This is a genomic window from Lysobacter brunescens (assembly GCF_042677005.1).
In the GTDB taxonomy this organism is placed as follows: domain Bacteria; phylum Pseudomonadota; class Gammaproteobacteria; order Xanthomonadales; family Xanthomonadaceae; genus Lysobacter_I; species Lysobacter_I brunescens.
On the sequence record NZ_JBHTIF010000002.1, the window covers coordinates 123,871 to 141,315 of the forward strand.

The following is a 17,445-nucleotide window of genomic DNA, read 5'->3' on the forward strand; positions in this document are numbered from 1 at the left end:
GACGCGCGTGGCTGGCCGTTGCGGAGCCCTTGGCGGCCGGCTACAGTCTCCGCTGTGTCGCGGGGGACAAGCGTGATCAAAGACTTGCGGATCAAATTGAGTGCTGTACTGGCAGTGGCGATGTTCGCGTCGCCGCTGTCGGCGTGGGCGCTCGGCCTGGGCCAGATCCAGGTCATCTCGCAGCGCGACCAGCCCCTGCTCGCCGAGATCCCGATCATTTCCAGCGATCCGACGGAGCTGGAGACGCTGCAGGCCCGGCTGGCCTCGCCGGAAACCTTCGCCCGCATCGGCCTAGCGCCGCCGCAGGGCATCGTGTCCGACCTGCAGTTCGCCGTGGCCCTCAGCGCGGACGGACGCCCGGTCATCCGCGTCACCAGCGCCGCGCCGGTGCAGCAGTCGCTGCTGACCTTCCTTCTGGAAGTGAACTGGGGGCAGGGGCGCCTCGTCCGCGAATACTCCGCGCTGGTCGACACCCCGCAGACCGCCGCCGCGCCGGTGCAGCCGCCGATCGAGGAGGCGGTCGCCGAGATCGGCACCGTCGAGACCCCGACCAGCGGCACCATCGTCCGCGCGCCCGAACCGTTGCCGCCGGAGCCGCTGCCCGCGCAGCCGCCTGCGCCGCAGCCGACCCGTCCCGGTTTTGCCGAGACGCCCACCGCCATCCCGCTCGATCCGCAGCCTGCGGCCACCGCGTCGTCCTCGGTCGCCCCGGCGGTGCCGCTGCCCCTGCCGTCGGCCAGTGGCCAGACCCACACCGTGCGTCCGGGCGAGACCCTGGCCGGCATCGCCGGCGGCCTGCGACGCAGCTACGGGCTCGATCAGACCATCGTCGCGCTGCTGCGCGCCAATCCCGACGCCTTCATCGGCGGCAACGCCAACCGCCTCAAGGCTGGCGCGGTGCTGCGCATCCCCGACGATGCCGGCATCGCGCGCTACACGCCGGAAGAAGCGGCGCTCGTCGTCCGCGAGCAGTCCGCGCAATGGCGCGGTGCGGGGCGTGCGCTGCCGCAGCCGCCGGCCGTGGCCGGTGCGCCCGCCGGCGATGCCTCGGCGGCGCCAGCGGCATCGGGCATACGCAGCGCCCGTGCTTCGGCCGGTGCGCGACTGGAAATCACGCCGCCTTCCGCGAACGACGCGAGGAAGGCGGGATCGCGATCCGGCGTAAGCGCCGGTGGTGAGGGCGACATGTTGCGACAGCAGGAACTTCAGCAGACCCGGGAAACCCTGGCCGCGCGCGATGCCGAGGTCCAGGAGCTCAAGACCCGGGTTTCGGAACTCGAACAGCTGCAGAAGAAACAGAACGAACTCATCGCGATGAAGGACAGCGAGCTGGCCGCCGCGCAGCAGCGCATGGCCGCCGCGCAGGGCGATGCGTCCACGGGCGGTATCGGCCTGTGGGCCGGGGTCGGCGGCGGACTGGTGCTGATCGCCCTCGGTGCCTGGTGGTTCCTGCGTCGTCGCGTGCCGGTCGTCGCACCGGCGCCTGCGCCGCCCGCGCGTCGTCGCGACACCGAGCGTCTGGCCGCAGCGATCCCGAAGGCCGCCAGTCCGGCGCCGTCGGCGGTCTCCGATCCCGCCGCCGCGACCGAATCGGCTGCCGACCCCGCTGCGCCGCTGCCAGCCGAACCGGCCTGGAGCCGCATGGCCAAGCCGGCTGAGCCCGAAGCGCCCAAGCCCAAGCCTGCGGCGCTGGGCAAGCCGACCTGGCATGCCGGTGCGGTCGATGTCGCCCCACTCACCGCTGCCGCGCGCACGCCGCCCACGCCTGCCGCTGCGCAGCCGCCGGCCCAGACCGAATTGCCGGTCGGCCATGATCCCTCCGGTTTCTCGCCGGCGACGCCGGCACCGGGCCAGGGGCGCCTCGACCTCGCGCTCGCCTACATCGACATGGGCGACCGCGACGCCGCGCGCGAACTGCTCCAGGAAGTCGCCACCCGGGGTGCCACGGTCGAACTGCGCCGCGAGGCCGAGCGCCTGCTGCAGGAACTGGGCTGACGGCCCGGCCGCAGCGATGCCGTGATGGGTGATGCCCGGATGCGTTATGCCCTCGGCGTCGAATACGACGGCAGCGAGTTCCACGGCTGGCAGCGCCTGACCGCGCACGGCGAGACGCCGCCGCCCGGTCGCGAGCCGCCGCCGACCCTGCAGGCCACCCTCGAAGCCGCGCTGTCGAGCGTCGCCGCATCGCCGATCGAAACCATCTGCGCCGGCCGTACCGATGCGGGCGTGCATGCCGAATGCCAGGTCGTGCATTTCGACACCGACGTGCAGCGCGACCCGCGTGGCTGGGTACTCGGCACGACTTCACGCCTGCCGCCGTCGATGCGCATCCGCTGGTGCGTCCCGGTGCCCGGCGATTTCAGCGCCCGGTTCTCGGCGCGCGCCCGCCGCTACCGCTACCGCCTGCTCAACCACCAGGTGCGGCCGGCGCTGGGCCGGCAACTGCTGGCCTGGGAGCGCCGCCCGCTGGATGTCGACGCGATGCATCGCGCCGCGCAGCAACTGCTCGGCGAGCGCGATTTCGAAGCCTTCCGCACCGTGCACTGCCAGGCCGCGCACGCGCGCCGCGAGCTGCAGCGGCTGGATGTTTCGCGCGATGGCGACATCGTGACCTTCACCGTGCAGGCCAACGCCTTCCTCCACCACCAGGTGCGCAACATGGTGGGTTCGCTGCTCGAAGTCGGTGCGGGACTGCGCCCGGAAACCTGGATCGCCGACGTGCTCGAAAGCCGCGACCGCACCCAGGCCGGGCCGACCGCGCCGGCGCAGGGCCTCGTGTTCGTCGGCCCGCGCTATCCGCGCGAATGGCCCTTGCCCGAGGAGGTGCTGTTCGATGCCTGACGTCATGCCATTGCCGCGCCGCACGCGCATCAAGTTCTGCGGCCTGACCCGCCTCGAAGACGTGGCCGTCGCCTGCGCGCTCGGTGTCGACGCCGTCGGTTTCGTGTTCGCCGAACGCAGCAAGCGCCGCGTCTCGCCGGCCCAGGCCGCGCTGCTGCGCGAGGCACTCGATCCCTTCGTCGCCAGCGTCGCGCTGTTCATGGACAACGATGCTGCAACGGTGCGCGACGTGATCGACACCGTGCGTCCGACGCTCCTGCAGTTCCACGGCGACGAGGACGACGCCTTCTGCGCCGCGTTCGGCCTGCCGTATCTCAAGGCCGTGGCGATGGGCGGCGAGGGCGCCCGTGCCGACGATCTCGGCGAGCGCTACCCGCACGCGACCGGCTTCCTGTTCGACAGCCACGCCGCCGGTCAGGCCGGCGGCAGCGGCCACGCCTTCGACTGGTCGCGTATCCCCTGCGACTGCCCGCGTCCCTGGCTGCTCGCCGGCGGCCTGCATCCGGGCAACGTCTTCGACGCGATCCGCGCCACGCAGTGCTGGGGCGTGGACGTCTCCAGCGGCATCGAATCCGTGCCGGGAGAGAAGGACGCGATGAAGATGCGGCGGTTTGTCGAAGACGTGCGACGCGCCGACGCGATCGCGAATCCCGCGTGATTTTTTTGCCACGGATCTACGCGGAATGCGCGGATTGAAAAGCGATCGATGTCATTGCTCGATCCGCGTTCGTCCGCGCCAATCCGTGGCAAGAACGTTTTCTACACAAGCGCCTGCCGCAACCACTCCGCCAGTTGCCCGATCCTCGGGTTCGCACTGCGCTTCGAGGCGCAGAGCACCCACTGCGCGTCGGTGTCGACGAAACCCCAGGGCGCGATGAGGCGGCCGCTGGCGATGTCCTCGGCGACCAAGGGTTCCGGAGCGATCGCGATGCCGAGGCCGGCGGCGGCGGCTTCCAGCAGGTAATACAGGCGATCGAAGCGCGTGCCCATGCGCAGCGTGTCCGGGTCGAGGTCGATGCGCGTCGCCCATTCGCGCCAGGCCTGCGGGCGCGACGCGGTCTGCAGCAGCGCGTGGTCGGCGAGCGCGCGGGGTCGGGCGCCGACGAGAGTCTCGGCGCCCGGCCAGCGCGGACTGAGGACCGGGCCGATCCGTTCCGTCGCCAGCGCATGCACCTGCCAGTCCATGGGAAAGGGCGGGGTGGCGATCATCAGCGCCGCGTCCAGCCCGGCGAGCTGCGCGTCCGGCCGGGTCTCGTTCGCGGATAGGTGGAGCTGCAGGTCGGGGCGCTCGCGCGCGAGGCGGTCGAGGCGGGGGATCATCCAGCGCGCGAGGATGCTGCCCGGGCAGCCGAGCACCAGCGGCGCCTGCTGTGGCCCGCGCCGCAGTTCCGCCCAGGTCGCGCGCAGCGGGTCGAAGGCGTCGCTGGCGGCGGCATGCAGCCGGCGGCCGAGCGGGGTCAGCGCCAGTCCGCGTCCTTCGCGGACGAACAGCGCCGCGCCCAGGGCCTCCTCCAGTTGCCGCAGCTGCCGGCTGACCGCGCCATGGGTGACGTGCAGCTCCTCGGCAGCCCGGCTCACGCCGTCGAGCCGGGCCACGGCCTCGAAGGCGCGCAGGGCATTCAGTGGCGGCAGGTCGTGACGCATGCGTGAGATTTCCTGACAGGTGGCGCTGATTTTATAGCTTATACGCTTTTAATTCGTGCGCTAAAGTAAGGAATCAGCCAGATCCTCTGCGCACGGCGGACACCCCATGCTCGACAAAACCGACTCGACCCCCACCGATTTCAACGCCTTCCCGAATGCGGAGGGCCATTTCGACCGCTTCGGCGGCCGTTTCGTCGCCGAGACCCTGATCGGCCCGCTGCAGGAACTGGCCGCCGCCTACGACACGGCCCGGGTCGATCCCGAGTTCATCGCCGCCTTCGACAAGGATCTCAAGCACTACGTCGGCCGGCCGAGCCCGATCTACTTCGCCGAACGCCTGACCCGGCACGTCGGCGGCGCGCGCATCCTGCTCAAGCGCGAGGACCTGAACCACACCGGCGCGCACAAGATCAACAACACCATCGGCCAGGCCCTGCTCGCCAGCCGCATGGGCAAGCCGCGCATCATCGCCGAGACCGGCGCCGGCCAGCACGGCGTCGCCAGCGCCACTGTCGCCGCGCGCCTCGGCCTGGAGTGCGTGGTTTACATGGGCGCGACCGACATCGAGCGCCAGAAGATCAACGTCTACCGCATGAAGCTGCTCGGCGCGAAGGTCGTGCCGGTCACCAGCGGTTCGGCCACGCTGAAGGACGCGCTGAACGAAGCGATGCGCGACTGGGTGACGAACGTCCACGACACCTTCTACATCATCGGCACCGTCGCCGGTCCCGACCCGTATCCGCGCATGGTCCGCGACTTCAATGCCGTGGTCGGCCGCGAGGCGCGTGCGCAGATGCTCGCCGAGTACGGCCGCCTGCCGGACGTGATCACCGCCTGCGTCGGCGGCGGCAGCAACGCGATCGGCATCTTCCACGCCTTCCTCAACGATGCCGGCGTGCGCCTGGTCGGCGCCGAGGCGGCGGGCGAGGGCATCTCCACCGGCCATCACGCCGCCTCGCTGGCCGCAGGCCGCCCGGGCGTGCTGCACGGCAACCGCACCTACGTCCTGTGCGACGACGACGGCCAGATCATCGAGACGCATTCGATCTCCGCCGGCCTCGACTACCCGGGCGTCGGTCCCGAGCACGCCTTCCTCAAGGATCGCGGCCGTGCCGACTACCTCGGCGTCACCGATGCCGAAGCGATGGAAGCCTTCCACCTGCTCGCGCGCACCGAGGGCATCCTGCCCGCGCTGGAATCGAGCCACGCCGTCGCCCAGGCGATGAAGCTCGCCCGAGACCTGCCGAAGGACGGCCTCGTGCTGTGCAACCTCTCCGGTCGCGGCGACAAGGACGTACATACCGTCGCCGCGCGCGAAGGCATCGTGTTTTGATCCACCGCCAGATGTGGGAGCGACGCAAGTCGCGACTGCATGCCGCCGTCACGGCCTTTCTTCATCTTGTCGCGGCTTGCGCCGCTCCCACAGAAGCACACCGCTGCCTTCCATGAACCGAATCGACCGCAAGTTCGCCCACCTCAAGTCCGCCGGCCGCAAGGCGCTGGTGCCCTTCATCACCGCCGGCGATCCGTCGAAGGAAGCCACCGTGCCGGTGATGCATGCGCTGGTCGCGGCGGGCGCCGACGTGATCGAGCTCGGCGTGCCGTTCTCCGATCCGATGGCCGACGGTCCGACGATCCAGCGCAGCTCCGAGCGTGCGCTGGCGCGCGGCGCGGGCCTGTCCTTCGTGCTCGACGCGGTGCGCGAATTCCGCGGTACCGACGCCGACACCCCGGTCGTGCTGATGGGCTACCTCAACCCGGTCGAGATCCGCGGCTATGCGCGCTTCGCCGCCGATGCCGCCGCAGCGGGCGTGGACGGCCTGCTGGTGGTCGACCTGCCGCCGGAAGAAGCCGGCGACCTGCGCGACGCGCTCGGCCAGCATGGCCTGGCGCTGATCCTGCTGGCCTCGCCGACCACCCCGGACGCGCGCATCGATCTGCTCTGCCGCGACGCGCAGGGCTACCTCTATTACGTCAGCTACGCCGGGGTGACCGGCGCCGACCGCCTGGACACCGGCGAGGCCGGCGACCGACTGGACCTGATCCGCGCTCGCGCCGGTGCGCCGGTGGTCGCCGGTTTCGGCATCAAGGACGCCGCCAGCGCCGCCGCGATGGCCCGGTCCGCCGAGGGCGTGGTGGTCGGCAGCGCACTGGTCTCGGCCCTGGCCGAGTCGACCGGCACCGATGACGCCGTGGCCCGTGCCACGGCCTTCCTGGCGCCGCTGCGCGCCGCGCTGGACGCCGGCTGAGGGCGGAGCCACCGGCCCTCGACCATGCGGGGGCGAACGGATGCGGCAACACAGTCTTGGTAGACTGCAAGGCTCGACCGATCCGGTCGTCTACGAGACACACGAGACGCATGTCCTGGTTGAAGAAACTGATGCCCGCCCGGATCCGCACCGAATCGCGTGCGGCCCGCAAACGCAGTGTTCCCGAGGGGCTGTGGGAAAAGTGCGACGGCTGCGGAGCGGTGCTGTACCGGCAGGAGCTGGAGGAACACCTCGAAGTCTGTCCGAAATGCGCCTTCCACATGCCGATCCGCGCCCGCGCCCGGCTGAAGGCCTTCCTCGATGCCGGTACCGGCATCGAGATCGGCGCGGAACTCGGCCCGACCGACGTCCTGAAGTTCAAGGACCAGAAGAAGTACGCCGACCGCATCAAGGCGGCGCAGAAGGCCACCGGCGAGCGTGACGCGCTGATCGCCCTCGAAGGCACCCTGCGCAACCGCCCGATCGTCGCCGCTGCCTTCGACTTCCCGTTCATGGGCGGCTCGATGGGCTCGGTGGTCGGCGAGCGCTTCTCGCGCGGCGTCGAGCGCGCCTGCGACATCGGCTCGCCCTTCGTCTGCTTCGCCGCCAGCGGCGGCGCGCGCATGCACGAGAGCCTGTTCTCGCTGATGCAAATGGCCAAGACCTCGGCCGCCCTCGGCCGCCTCCGCGCCAAGGGCCTGCCCTACATCTCGGTGATGACCCATCCCACCACCGGCGGCGTCTCGGCCTCGTTCGCGATGCTCGGCGACATCAACATGGCCGAACCCGGCGCGCTGATCGGCTTCGCCGGCCCGCGCGTGATCGAGCAGACCGTGCGCGAGACCCTGCCCGAAGGCTTCCAGCGCTCCGAGTTCCTGCTCGACCATGGCGCCATCGACCAGATCTGCGACCGCCGCGAAATGCGCGAACGCATCGCGCATCTGGTCGCGCTGCTGATGAAGCTGCCGGAACCGGAAGACGAGTCTGTCGCGGAAGGCTGAGCTTTCCGCGTGGCCGGATGATGCGTTCCCTCGACGTATCATCCGTATCGTCGCAGCACCTCCCGGACGCAACGGCATGAAACGCAGGCGCACCCCGCAGGAAAAGAAGGCACTGAGCCTTCAGCTCGACCGCCGCAACGTGGTCGCAGAGAGCCAGTGGGGCGCACGCATGGCGATCGCCAAACGCAAGCAATGGGTCAATCAGTCCCATCGGAAGGCGGTCAACCAGCGTTTGGCCGGCCTTTCGGGCATGCAGCCTGCCGATCCCGAAGCGGTCGAAAGCGCCGTCGCTGCTGCTCCACGCCACAACTGGCGCAAACACCCTGACGTGAGTCTGGCGACGGCCCTCCGGCTGCGCCGCTCGCGTCGCACTCCACTCGAAGAGTAAAGACTGATCCGATGGCAAGAAAATACTTCGGCACCGACGGCATCCGCGGGCGCGTGGGCGAGGGCCCGATCTCGGCGGACTTCGTCCTGCGCCTGGGCAATGCCTACGGCCACGCGCTGCGCGAGGCGGGCGTGCATCCGGACGCGCGGGCGGGCGGGCAATGGCGCAAGCCGCTGGTCCTGATCGGCAAGGACACGCGCATCTCGAACTACATGTTCGAGGCCGCACTGGAGGCCGGTCTGGTCGCCGCGGGCGTGGACGTGCAGCTGATGGGGCCGATGCCGACCCCGGCGGTCTCGCACCTCACGCGTTCGCTCGGCGCCGACGGCGGCATCGTCATCAGCTCCTCGCACAACCCGCACTACGACAACGGCATCAAGTTCTTCTCGGCCGAAGGCGAGAAGCTCGACGACGCCACCGAGCTGGCGATCGAAGCCGCGCTCGACAAGCCGTTCACTACCGTGCCGTCCGACCAGCTCGGCAAGGCGGTGCGCACCCGCGACGCCATCGGCCGCTACGTCGAAGCCTGCAAGGGCTCGGTGCCGCGCCGCTTCGACCTCGGCGGCATGCGCATCGTCGTCGACTGCGCGCATGGTGCGACCTACCAGGTGGGCCCGCTGGTGCTGCGTGAACTCGGCGCGCGCGTCGACGCGATCGGCATCGAGCCCAACGGCGTGAACATCAACGACGGCGTGGGTTCGACCCATCCCGAAGCGTTGGTCGCCCGTGTCCGCGAGACCGGCGCCGATCTCGGCATCGCCTTCGACGGCGATGGCGACCGCGTGATGTTCGTCGACAGCGACGGCACGGTCCGCGACGGCGACGACCTGCTCTACGTGCTCGCCGCGGACTGGCAGGCCAATGGCCGTCTGCGCGGCCCGGTGGTCGGCACGCTGATGACCAACTTCGGTCTGGAGAAGGCCCTCGACGAGCGCGGCATCCGCTTTCTGCGTACCAAGGTCGGCGACCGCTACGTCCACCAGGGCCTGCTGGAGCACGACGGCATCCTCGGCGGCGAGACCTCCGGCCACCTGCTGTGCCTGGACCGGGTCAGCTCCGGAGACGGCATCATCAGTGCGCTGCAGGTGCTCGAAGTGCTGCGCCGTCGCGGCGTGAGCCTGCAGCACGCCCTGGTCGGCTTCAGAAAGGTCCCGCAGAAGACCGTGAACGTGAAGGTCGCCGCCGGCAGCCGTCCGGCCGAGGCCGAGAGCGTCAAGGCCGCGCTGGCCGAGGCGCAGGCGGCGGTGCAGGGCAGGGGACGCGCCTTCCTCCGCCCGTCCGGTACCGAGCCGGTGGTCCGGGTCACGGTCGAGGCCGACGAGGCCACCCTGATGCAGACGACCCTGGATCGCCTCGCCGAGGCCGTCCGCGCCGCCGTTTGACCGACCCCGGATTTTGATCGGGCCCGGTTTGATCAAGCTGGTTTGATGAAGCCGATTTGATGAAGCCGGTTTGATCGGGCGCAAGCCGCGCCATCCGTCGTCCCGGCGACAATGCCGGGCGACGCCATACCGCGCCGGATGTACTCTTCCCGCCGCAGACCGAACACGACACAGCCCAAGACCAGGACGACATGAGCGACCAGCCTTACATTCCGACCCTCGACATCCGCCGATTCGATACAGATCGCGACGCCTTCGTCGCCGAACTCGGCGCCGCCTACCGCGAATGGGGCTTCGCCGGCATTCGCAACCACGGAATCCCGCAGGCCCTGATCGACGGCGCCTACGACGCCTTCGTCGCCTTCTTTGCCCTGCCCGAAGACGTGAAGAAGCGCTACCACGTCCCCGGCGGTGGCGGCGCGCGCGGCTACACGCCGTTCGGCGTCGAGACCGCCAAGGACTCCAAGCATTTCGATCTCAAGGAGTTCTGGCATGTCGGCCGCGAGGTGCGCGACGAGAAGTACGCCGACGTGATGCCCGCGAACGTATGGCCGGCCGAAGTCGCCGATTTCCGCGAAAAGGCGCTCGCGCTCTACAACGCGCTGGACGACCTGGGCTCGCGCGTGCTGTCCGCGCTGGCGCTGCACATCGATCTGCCGGAGCACTATTTCGCCGACAAGACCGACAACGGCAATTCGATCCTGCGACCGATCCACTATCCGCCGATCACCGCCGACGACATCCCGAACGTCCGCGCCGGCGCGCACGAGGACATCAACCTCATCACTCTGCTGGTCGGCGCCAGCGCCGCCGGCCTGGAAGTGAAGTCGAAGAAGGGCGAGTGGGTGCCGTTCACCTCGGACGCCGACACCATCGTCGTCAACATCGGCGACATGCTGCAGCGCCTGACCAACCACGTGTATCCCTCGACCACGCATCGCGTGGTGAATCCGCCGGGCGAACAGGCGCGCAAGCCGCGCTATTCGACGCCGTTCTTCCTGCATCCGAACCCGGACTTCGTGATCGACGTGCTGCCGAACTGCGTCAGCGCCGACAACCCGAGCCGCTATCCCGAATCGATCACCGCGCAGGGCTATCTCGAAGAGCGGCTCCGCGAGATCAAGCTGAAGTGAGTCGGGGAAGGCCGGCGTCCGCACGCCCTGCGGTTCGTCGGACCGTCCGTCGGGCCGACAGCGGTCCGGTCGCCCGGACACGCGATGCATGACACAGTGAGGGCTCCCGTCGAGCCCTCACTCATGTCCAAGCCTGTCTACCGGAGCCGCAACGGGGCCCCGGTGCGTGCCATTTCACTGCCCATCGCGCTGGTCTGTGCGGTCGCGGTCCTGTTGCCTTATTCCGTCCGGCTGGACGCAGGCGAGCAACTTCCCGATGCCCTCTACGGTTTCGGCCTGTGGGTCGTGGCCTTCGCTGCGCTGCTCGCACGCTGGCGATTGGGCCTGGGCCTGCTGCCGGCCGCGCTGGCTGCGGGTGCCGGCGTACCGCTGGCCGTGCTCTGCAAGCTGGCCTGGGATGTGGCCGGCGACCCCACTTCGCACAACCTCTGGCCGTTCGAGCTGGCGATCGCGGTGGTGGTCGGCGCCGTTCCCGCGCTGCTCGGCGCGCTGGCCGGGTGGGGACTGTCGGTGCTGCTGCCGGCCGCGAAATCCTGATCGCCGACGCGCGGGCTCAGTCCGCGTCGCGGAACTCCTTGCTCCGGCTCGCGACCAGTGCGTGCGCCAGTCCGTCCGGCAGGTATTTGGAGATCGCGGCGATCAGCTTGTTCGCGCCGCCGGTGACGCAGCGCCGCTGGCCGCGTTCGACGGCGTCCAGCCCCAGTTTCGCGACCGCGTCGGCGTCCAGCCAGAGCCACTTCGGCAGCTTCGATACCCGGTCGCGCATGCCGTTCACGTCGTGGAATTCGGTGTAGGTGAAGCCCGGGCACAGCGCGCAGACGTGCACGCCCCTGGTTTCCATCTCCATCGCCAGGCATTCCGAGAAGCGGATCAGGAAGGCCTTGGTCGCGCCGTACAGCGTGTGTCCCGCCGACGCCGGCACCAGCCCGGCCAGCGACGCGACGTTGATGATCCGTCCGTGTCCCGCAGCTTCCATGGCCGGCAGGAAGCGATGGGTCAGCTCGCAGACGCCGTTGAGCATCACCTGCAGCGAGTCGGCATGGGTCTTCCAGTCCGAGGACAGGTAGCGGCCGGGCACGCCGTAGCCGGCGTTGTTGACCAGATGGGCGACGTGCAGGCCGCGCGACGCGATCTCCGCCTGCAGCGCGGCCGGCGCCGCCGGATCGGCCAGGTCGGCCGCCAGAGTCAGCACATCGACCCGGCCGCGCAGTTCCGCCGCCAGCGCATCGAGCCGGTCGGTCCGGCGCGCGGTGAGGATCAGCGGCACGCCCCGGCGCGCGTACTCGCGCGCGATCGCTGCGCCGATGCCGCTCGACGCCCCCGTCACCAGCGCATATCCGCGCCCGTTGCCGCCCTGCTGTCCCGATGCCCGCATTCGCCGCACTCCGACCGATGACCGGTGCCCAGCATACCCGGCGGTTCGGCCCGGGCCGGTCATCGGCTATCCTGTCGCGATTCTGTTCTGGAGTTGGTCATGCGCCGCAAACTCGTCGCCGGTAACTGGAAACTGCACGGCAGCCGTGCCTTCGCGCTCGATCTGGTCGGTGCCATCGCGACCGGCCTGCCCGCCGGCGACGGCGCCGAAGTCGTGATCCTGCCGCCGCTGCCCTACCTGGGCGAGCTGATCGAGGATTTCGAGGCCACGCCGCTGCGCTTCGGCGCCCAGGATGTCAGCGCGAACGAGAAGGGCGCCTTCACCGGCGAGGTGTCCGCCGGCATGCTGGTCGACATCGGCGCGCGCTACGGCTTGGTCGGCCACTCCGAGCGCCGCCAGTACCACGGTGAATCCGACGCCCTCATCGCCCGCAAGTTCGAGACCGCCAAGCGTGCGGGCCTGGTGCCGATCCTCTGCGTGGGCGAGTCCCTGCACGAGCGCGAGGCCGGCCAGACCGAGTACCGGATCGAGACCCAGCTGGCCGCGATCTTCGATCATTGCGGTCCCCAGGCCTTTGCCGGCGCGATCATCGCCTACGAGCCGGTCTGGGCGATCGGCACCGGCCGCACCGCGACGCCGGACCAGGCTCAGGCCGTGCACGCCTTCATTCGTGGCGAAGTCGCCGCCCGCGATGCTACAATCGCCGGCTCGCTGTCCATCCTGTACGGGGGCAGCTGCAAGCCGGACAACGCGGCGGAACTCTTCTCCCAGCCCGATGTCGATGGTGGTCTGATCGGCGGCGCCTCTCTCGTGGCGTCCGACTTCCTGGCCATCGTCGCGGCCGCACGGGGTTGACCCGTCGCGTCGCAGGCGCCCCGACAACCAGTTCCACGAGCGATATTCGAGCGGATTTCCGCGGGTAAACCACCATGATGCTGCTTCTCAACGTGGTCTTCGTCCTGGTCGCGATCGCGATGATCGCCCTGATCCTGATGCAGCGCGGCGCCGGTGCGCAGGCGGGCTCCGGCTTCGGCGGCGGCGCGTCGGCTACCGTGTTCGGCGCCCGTGGCGCCTCGAACTTCCTGACCAAGGCCACCAAGTGGCTGGCGATCGTCTTCTTCGGCATCACCCTGTTCATGGCGTGGTACGCCACGCACAGCGCGAAGCCGAAGGCTGCGGTCGAGCAGGATCTGGGCGTGATGTCGCAGGTCGCCGTGCCCAAGGCCGAGCCTTCGAAGCCGGTGGCCCCGGCTCCGGCCGCGCCGGCGAATTCGGCGCCCGTCCCGACTGCACCGGCGCAGGCAGCCCCGGTCCCGGCTGCGCCCGCGCCGGCTACGCAGCAGGCGCCCGCGCCTGCCCAGCCCGCCAAGCAGGGGGGCTGATCCCCGCGAAAGCGGGAATTGGCGACTGGAGCGAAAATATTCGTTCCGAATCGCATCCGGGAGTGCGACTTTCTCGTGACATCCCGTACAATACGCAGGCTTCGCGGATGCACTCCGTGAGGCAGCAGAAAATTGCCCAGATGGCGGAATTGGTAGACGCACTACCTTGAGGTGGTAGCGACGTAAGTCGTGGGGGTTCGAGTCCCCCTTTGGGCACCACATATTTGACTCATGCATGGATGCATGGGTGCTGGAGCAGGAGGCGGGGTGCCAGCGATGGCATCCATCCACGTTCTCCGCGAGAACCCGCGCCACGCGCGGTTCGGCGAAGGGCTGGCAGCCCGGAGCGGCGCACTCGTGGCGGGTTCCGGGCGGGTCGCGGCGACGCGATCCAGCGACACGGAACCCGACGACACACCACAACGCCGAGAGAACACACGAGTGCTGGCCGAATACCTGCCGACCCTGCTGTTTCTGATCGTTGCCGCCGGCATAGGCATCGCCCTCATCGCGATCGGCAATGTCCTTGGCCCCAAGCGATTCGACGCCGAGAAGCTCTCGCCCTACGAATGCGGTTTCAACGCATTCGAGGACGCTCGCATGCGCTTCGACGTGCGCTACTACCTGATCGCGATCCAGTTCATCATCTTCGATCTGGAAATCATCTTCATCGTGCCCTGGACCCTCGTCTTCACCGAGATCGGTCCGCGCAGCCTTGTCACCATGGGTCTGTTCGTCGGCATGCTGTTCCTGGGGTTCATCTACGTCTGGAAACGCGGCGCCCTGGAGTGGGAGTAACGGTTCGCCGTCTCCAGCCGTCGCAATCCACCGGAGTCCTGTTCGATATGGGCGTCATCAATACCATCCAGAAAGTCGCGGATTTCGCGAGCAACCCGATTCCCGAGGGTCGGGTCGACGACATCCTGCGTCCGGAAAGCCTGCTCTCCACCGAGGGCAATCCGCTGCTGGAAAACGGCTTCGTCACCACGAGCATGGACGTCCTGTGGAACTGGGCGCGTACCGGCTCGATGTGGCCGATGACCTTCGGCCTGGCCTGCTGCGCGGTGGAAATGATGCATGCCGGTGCTGCTCGCCTGGACCTGGACCGCTACGGCGTGGTGTTCCGCCCGTCGCCGCGCCAGTCCGACGTGATGATCGTGGCCGGCACCCTGGTCAACAAGATGGCCCCGGCCCTGCGCAAGGTCTACGACCAGATGCCCAACCCCAAGTGGGTGATCTCGATGGGCAGCTGCGCCAACGGTGGCGGCTACTACCACTACTCCTATTCCGTCGTGCGCGGCTGCGATCGCGTGGTCCCGGTCGACGTCTACGTCCCGGGATGCCCGCCGACTGCCGAGGCGCTGGTCTACGGCATCCTGCAGTTGCAGAAGAAGATTCGTCGCGGCACCAACTTCGGCGACAACCCGCAGGGTGTGTTCTGACATGAGCGAGACCGCACACGCTTTCGCCGACCGCCTGCGCGCCCGTTTCCCGGCCGCCACCGTGACCGTGTGCGCGCCGCGCGGTGAAGTCGGCATCGAATTCCCGAACGGCGACTGGCACGGCGGCTGCCTCGTGCTCCGCGACGAATTCGGCTTCGAGTCCCTCGTCGATCTCTGCGGCGTCGATTACCTCGGCCACGGCAGCGACGAGTGGGATACCGACGTGTCTTCCGAAGGTTTCAGCCGTGGCGTCGAAGGCCGCAACGTCGGCCGTTTCGGCTACGGTGAAACCACCACGCGTGAAGCCGACACCTTCGAAGGCCAGGCCATTGCGCCGGTCGCGCAGCGCCGTTTCGCCGCCGTCGCGCAACTGCTGTCGGTACAGCACAACCGCCGCCTTCGCGTGAAGGCCTTCGCGCAGGACGACGGCTTGCCGGTCGTGGCCTCGCTGACCGACATCTGGCCGGTCGCCAACTGGTTCGAGCGTGAAGCCTTCGACCTCTTCGGCATCCTCTTCGAAGGACATCCGGACCTGCGCCGTATCCTCACCGACTACGGCTTCGTCGGACATCCGTTCCGCAAGGACTTCCCCTTGATCGGCAACGTCGAAGTCCGCTACGACGAAGAGAAGAAGCGCGTCGTCTACGAACCCGTGACCTCGGTCGAGCCTCGCGTCGGCGTGCCGCGCGTGATCCGCGACGACGCCCGTTACGCCACCGCCACCGGCGAACAGACGGCCAGGAAGGCGGGGAACTGAGATGACCACCGTGCAACAAGCCAGCGAAGCCTTCGCCAGCAACGCCGCCGAAAGCAAGCAGGAAATCCGCAACTACACGCTGAACTTCGGCCCGCAGCATCCTGCGGCCCACGGTGTGCTGCGCCTGATCCTGGAAATGGACGGCGAAACCGTCCAGCGTGCCGACCCGCACATCGGCCTGCTCCATCGCGGCACCGAGAAACTGGCCGAATCCAAGCCGTTCAACCAGTCGATCGGTTACATGGATCGACTCGACTATGTGTCGATGATGTGCAACGAGCACGCCTACGTTCGCGCGATCGAGACCCTGATGGGGATCGAGGCGCCGGAGCGTGCGCAGTACATCCGCACGATGTTCGACGAGATCACCCGCATCCTGAACCACCTGATGTGGGTCGGTTCCAATGCGCTCGACCTCGGCGCGATGGCGGTCTTCCTCTACGCGTTCCGCGAACGCGAAGAGCTGATGGACGTCTACGAGGCGGTGTCCGGCGCGCGCATGCACGCCGCCTACTACCGTCCCGGCGGCGTCTATCGCGACCTGCCGGAGAAGATGCCGCAGTACCGCGAATCGCCGTGGCGCAAGGGCGGCAAGCTCAAGCGCTTCAACGAATGGCGCGAAGGCTCGATGCTCGACTACCTGGATGCGTTCACGAACGACTTCCCGACGCGCGTCGACGAATACGAGATCCTGCTGACCGACAACCGCATCTGGAAGCAGCGCACGGTCGGTATCGGCGTGATTCCGCCGGAACAGGCATTGGCCTGGGGCATGACCGGTCCGATGATCCGTGGTTCCGGCATCGCCTGGGACCTGCGCAAGAAGCAGCCCTACGCCAAGTATGCGGAAGTCGATTTCGACATCCCGGTCGGCGTGAACGGCGACTGCTACGACCGCTACCTGGTCCGCATCGCCGAGATGCGCCAGTCCAACCGCATCATCCAGCAGTGCGTGAAGTGGCTGAAGGCGAACCCGGGTCCGGTGATCGTCGACAACTACAAGGTCGCACCGCCGAAGCGCGAATCCATGAAGGACGACATGGAAGCGCTCATCCACCACTTCAAGCTGTTCAGCGAAGGCTACTGCGTGCCGGCCGGCGAGACCTACAGCGCCGTCGAAGCCCCGAAGGGCGAATTCGGCTGCTACCTGGTCTCGGACGGCGCGAACAAGCCGTTCCGCCTGCACATGCGCGCGCCGGGCTTCGCCCATTTGTCGTCGATGGACACGATCGTCAAGGGCCACATGCTGGCCGACGTGGTCGCGATGATCGGCACCTACGACATCGTGTTCGGCGAAATCGATCGCTGAGGTCACAGAAGAATGAAAGCGACTGGTAATTTCGAAGCCTGCCGCAACGTCGACCCGATGGTCGCGTTGAGCGACAAGACGCGGGCGCACATCGACCACTGGCTGGCCAAGTTTCCGGCCGACCGCAAGCGTTCCGCGGTACTGCAGGGCCTGCACGCGGCGCAGGAACAGAACGAAGGTTGGCTCAGCGACGAATTGATCGCCGCAGTCGCCAAGTACCTTGACCTGCCGCCGGTCTGGGCCTACGAGGTCGCGACCTTCTACTCGATGTTCGAGACCGAGAAAGTCGGTCGCAACAACGTCGCGTTCTGCACCAACATCAGCTGCTGGCTCAACGGTGCCGAGGATCTGGTCGCGCACGCCGAGAAGAAGCTGGGCTGCAGGCTCGGCGAATCCACCGCCGATGGCCGCATCTTCCTCAAGCGCGAGGAAGAGTGCCTCGCCGCGTGCTGCGGCGCGCCGATGGTGGTCATCAACGGTCATTACCACGAGAAGCTCACGCCCGAGAAGGTCGACGAGCTGCTCGACGGTCTGAAGTGAGG

General features: G+C 68.5%; 19 protein-coding genes and 1 tRNA gene. 18 read left to right on the forward strand and 2 right to left on the reverse strand.

Annotated features, from left to right (window positions below):
* Positions 1 to 96 precede the first annotated feature (96 nt).
* From ACFQ0E_RS12680 to ACFQ0E_RS12690, 3 genes are read left to right on the forward strand one after another with little or no spacing between them, the layout of a single operon-like run.
* Positions 97 to 1,995 (forward strand): FimV/HubP family polar landmark protein, encoded by a 1,899-nt coding sequence (locus tag ACFQ0E_RS12680; protein WP_386824348.1) that lies wholly within the window; start codon positions 97 to 99, stop codon positions 1,993 to 1,995.
* A 39-nt stretch (positions 1,996 to 2,034) separates the two neighbouring features.
* On the forward strand, positions 2,035 to 2,841 hold the full coding sequence (truA, locus tag ACFQ0E_RS12685; RefSeq protein WP_386824350.1) for a tRNA pseudouridine(38-40) synthase TruA: 807 nt from the start codon (positions 2,035 to 2,037) through the stop codon (positions 2,839 to 2,841).
* A 4-nt stretch (positions 2,842 to 2,845) separates the two neighbouring features.
* Positions 2,846 to 3,499, forward strand: a complete 654-nt coding sequence (locus ACFQ0E_RS12690; protein WP_386824763.1) for a phosphoribosylanthranilate isomerase — start codon at positions 2,846 to 2,848, stop codon at positions 3,497 to 3,499.
* A gap of 101 nt (positions 3,500 to 3,600) precedes the next feature.
* On the opposite strand, the gene ACFQ0E_RS12695 is transcribed toward ACFQ0E_RS12690, so the two are convergent.
* Positions 3,601 to 4,485: a LysR family transcriptional regulator gene (locus ACFQ0E_RS12695; protein ID WP_386824353.1), complete on the reverse strand. Its 885-nt coding sequence runs from the start codon at positions 4,483 to 4,485 to the stop codon at positions 3,601 to 3,603.
* A gap of 106 nt (positions 4,486 to 4,591) precedes the next feature.
* On the opposite strand from ACFQ0E_RS12695, the gene trpB reads away from it, so the two are divergent.
* The 7 genes from trpB (at position 4,592) to ACFQ0E_RS12730 (ending at position 11,175) form a co-directional block, all read left to right on the forward strand.
* A complete protein-coding gene (trpB, locus tag ACFQ0E_RS12700) occupies positions 4,592 to 5,818 on the forward strand; it encodes a tryptophan synthase subunit beta (RefSeq protein ID WP_386824355.1) in 1,227 nt (408 codons plus the stop codon).
* Positions 5,819 to 5,930: 112 nt separating this feature from the next.
* Positions 5,931 to 6,734 (forward strand): tryptophan synthase subunit alpha, encoded by an 804-nt coding sequence (trpA, locus tag ACFQ0E_RS12705; protein WP_386824357.1) that lies wholly within the window; start codon positions 5,931 to 5,933, stop codon positions 6,732 to 6,734.
* Positions 6,735 to 6,844: 110 nt separating this feature from the next.
* Entirely contained in the window at positions 6,845 to 7,735 is an 891-nt protein-coding gene (accD, locus tag ACFQ0E_RS12710; RefSeq protein ID WP_386824359.1) for an acetyl-CoA carboxylase, carboxyltransferase subunit beta, read from the forward strand.
* Positions 7,736 to 7,811: 76 nt separating this feature from the next.
* Positions 7,812 to 8,123 (forward strand): hypothetical protein, encoded by a 312-nt coding sequence (locus tag ACFQ0E_RS12715; protein WP_386824361.1) that lies wholly within the window; start codon positions 7,812 to 7,814, stop codon positions 8,121 to 8,123.
* Between the two features lie 11 nt (positions 8,124 to 8,134).
* A complete protein-coding gene (gene glmM / locus ACFQ0E_RS12720; RefSeq protein WP_386824363.1) occupies positions 8,135 to 9,505 on the forward strand; it encodes a phosphoglucosamine mutase in 1,371 nt (456 codons plus the stop codon).
* Positions 9,506 to 9,696: 191 nt separating this feature from the next.
* Complete coding sequence (locus tag ACFQ0E_RS12725) at positions 9,697 to 10,638, forward strand: isopenicillin N synthase family dioxygenase (RefSeq protein ID WP_386824365.1); 942 nt, start codon at positions 9,697 to 9,699, stop codon at positions 10,636 to 10,638.
* A 123-nt stretch (positions 10,639 to 10,761) separates the two neighbouring features.
* On the forward strand, positions 10,762 to 11,175 hold the full coding sequence (locus tag ACFQ0E_RS12730) for a hypothetical protein (protein ID WP_386824367.1): 414 nt from the start codon (positions 10,762 to 10,764) through the stop codon (positions 11,173 to 11,175).
* Between the two features lie 16 nt (positions 11,176 to 11,191).
* On the opposite strand, the gene ACFQ0E_RS12735 is transcribed toward ACFQ0E_RS12730, so the two are convergent.
* Complete coding sequence (locus ACFQ0E_RS12735) at positions 11,192 to 12,013, reverse strand: SDR family NAD(P)-dependent oxidoreductase (protein ID WP_386824369.1); 822 nt, start codon at positions 12,011 to 12,013, stop codon at positions 11,192 to 11,194.
* Positions 12,014 to 12,112: 99 nt separating this feature from the next.
* On the opposite strand from ACFQ0E_RS12735, the gene tpiA reads away from it, so the two are divergent.
* The 8 genes from tpiA to nuoE all read left to right on the forward strand — a co-directional run bounded on the left by tpiA (position 12,113) and on the right by nuoE (position 17,443).
* Positions 12,113 to 12,868 (forward strand): triose-phosphate isomerase, encoded by a 756-nt coding sequence (gene tpiA, locus ACFQ0E_RS12740; protein WP_386824370.1) that lies wholly within the window; start codon positions 12,113 to 12,115, stop codon positions 12,866 to 12,868.
* A 74-nt stretch (positions 12,869 to 12,942) separates the two neighbouring features.
* A complete protein-coding gene (gene secG / locus ACFQ0E_RS12745; RefSeq protein WP_386824371.1) occupies positions 12,943 to 13,395 on the forward strand; it encodes a preprotein translocase subunit SecG in 453 nt (150 codons plus the stop codon).
* A gap of 134 nt (positions 13,396 to 13,529) precedes the next feature.
* Positions 13,530 to 13,614 (forward strand) — tRNA-Leu (locus ACFQ0E_RS12750).
* 222 nt (positions 13,615 to 13,836) lie between these two features.
* A complete protein-coding gene (locus ACFQ0E_RS12755; protein WP_137851842.1) occupies positions 13,837 to 14,193 on the forward strand; it encodes an NADH-quinone oxidoreductase subunit A in 357 nt (118 codons plus the stop codon).
* Between the two features lie 47 nt (positions 14,194 to 14,240).
* Entirely contained in the window at positions 14,241 to 14,837 is a 597-nt protein-coding gene (locus ACFQ0E_RS12760; protein ID WP_137851810.1) for a NuoB/complex I 20 kDa subunit family protein, read from the forward strand.
* 1 nt (position 14,838) lies between these two features.
* Complete coding sequence (locus tag ACFQ0E_RS12765) at positions 14,839 to 15,594, forward strand: NADH-quinone oxidoreductase subunit C (RefSeq protein ID WP_386824372.1); 756 nt, start codon at positions 14,839 to 14,841, stop codon at positions 15,592 to 15,594.
* A 1-nt stretch (position 15,595) separates the two neighbouring features.
* Positions 15,596 to 16,903, forward strand: coding sequence for an NADH-quinone oxidoreductase subunit D (locus ACFQ0E_RS12770; RefSeq protein WP_386824374.1), 1,308 nt, complete (start codon positions 15,596 to 15,598; stop codon positions 16,901 to 16,903).
* Positions 16,904 to 16,915: 12 nt separating this feature from the next.
* On the forward strand, positions 16,916 to 17,443 hold the full coding sequence (nuoE, locus tag ACFQ0E_RS12775; RefSeq protein ID WP_386824375.1) for an NADH-quinone oxidoreductase subunit NuoE: 528 nt from the start codon (positions 16,916 to 16,918) through the stop codon (positions 17,441 to 17,443).
* Positions 17,444 to 17,445 lie beyond the last annotated feature (2 nt).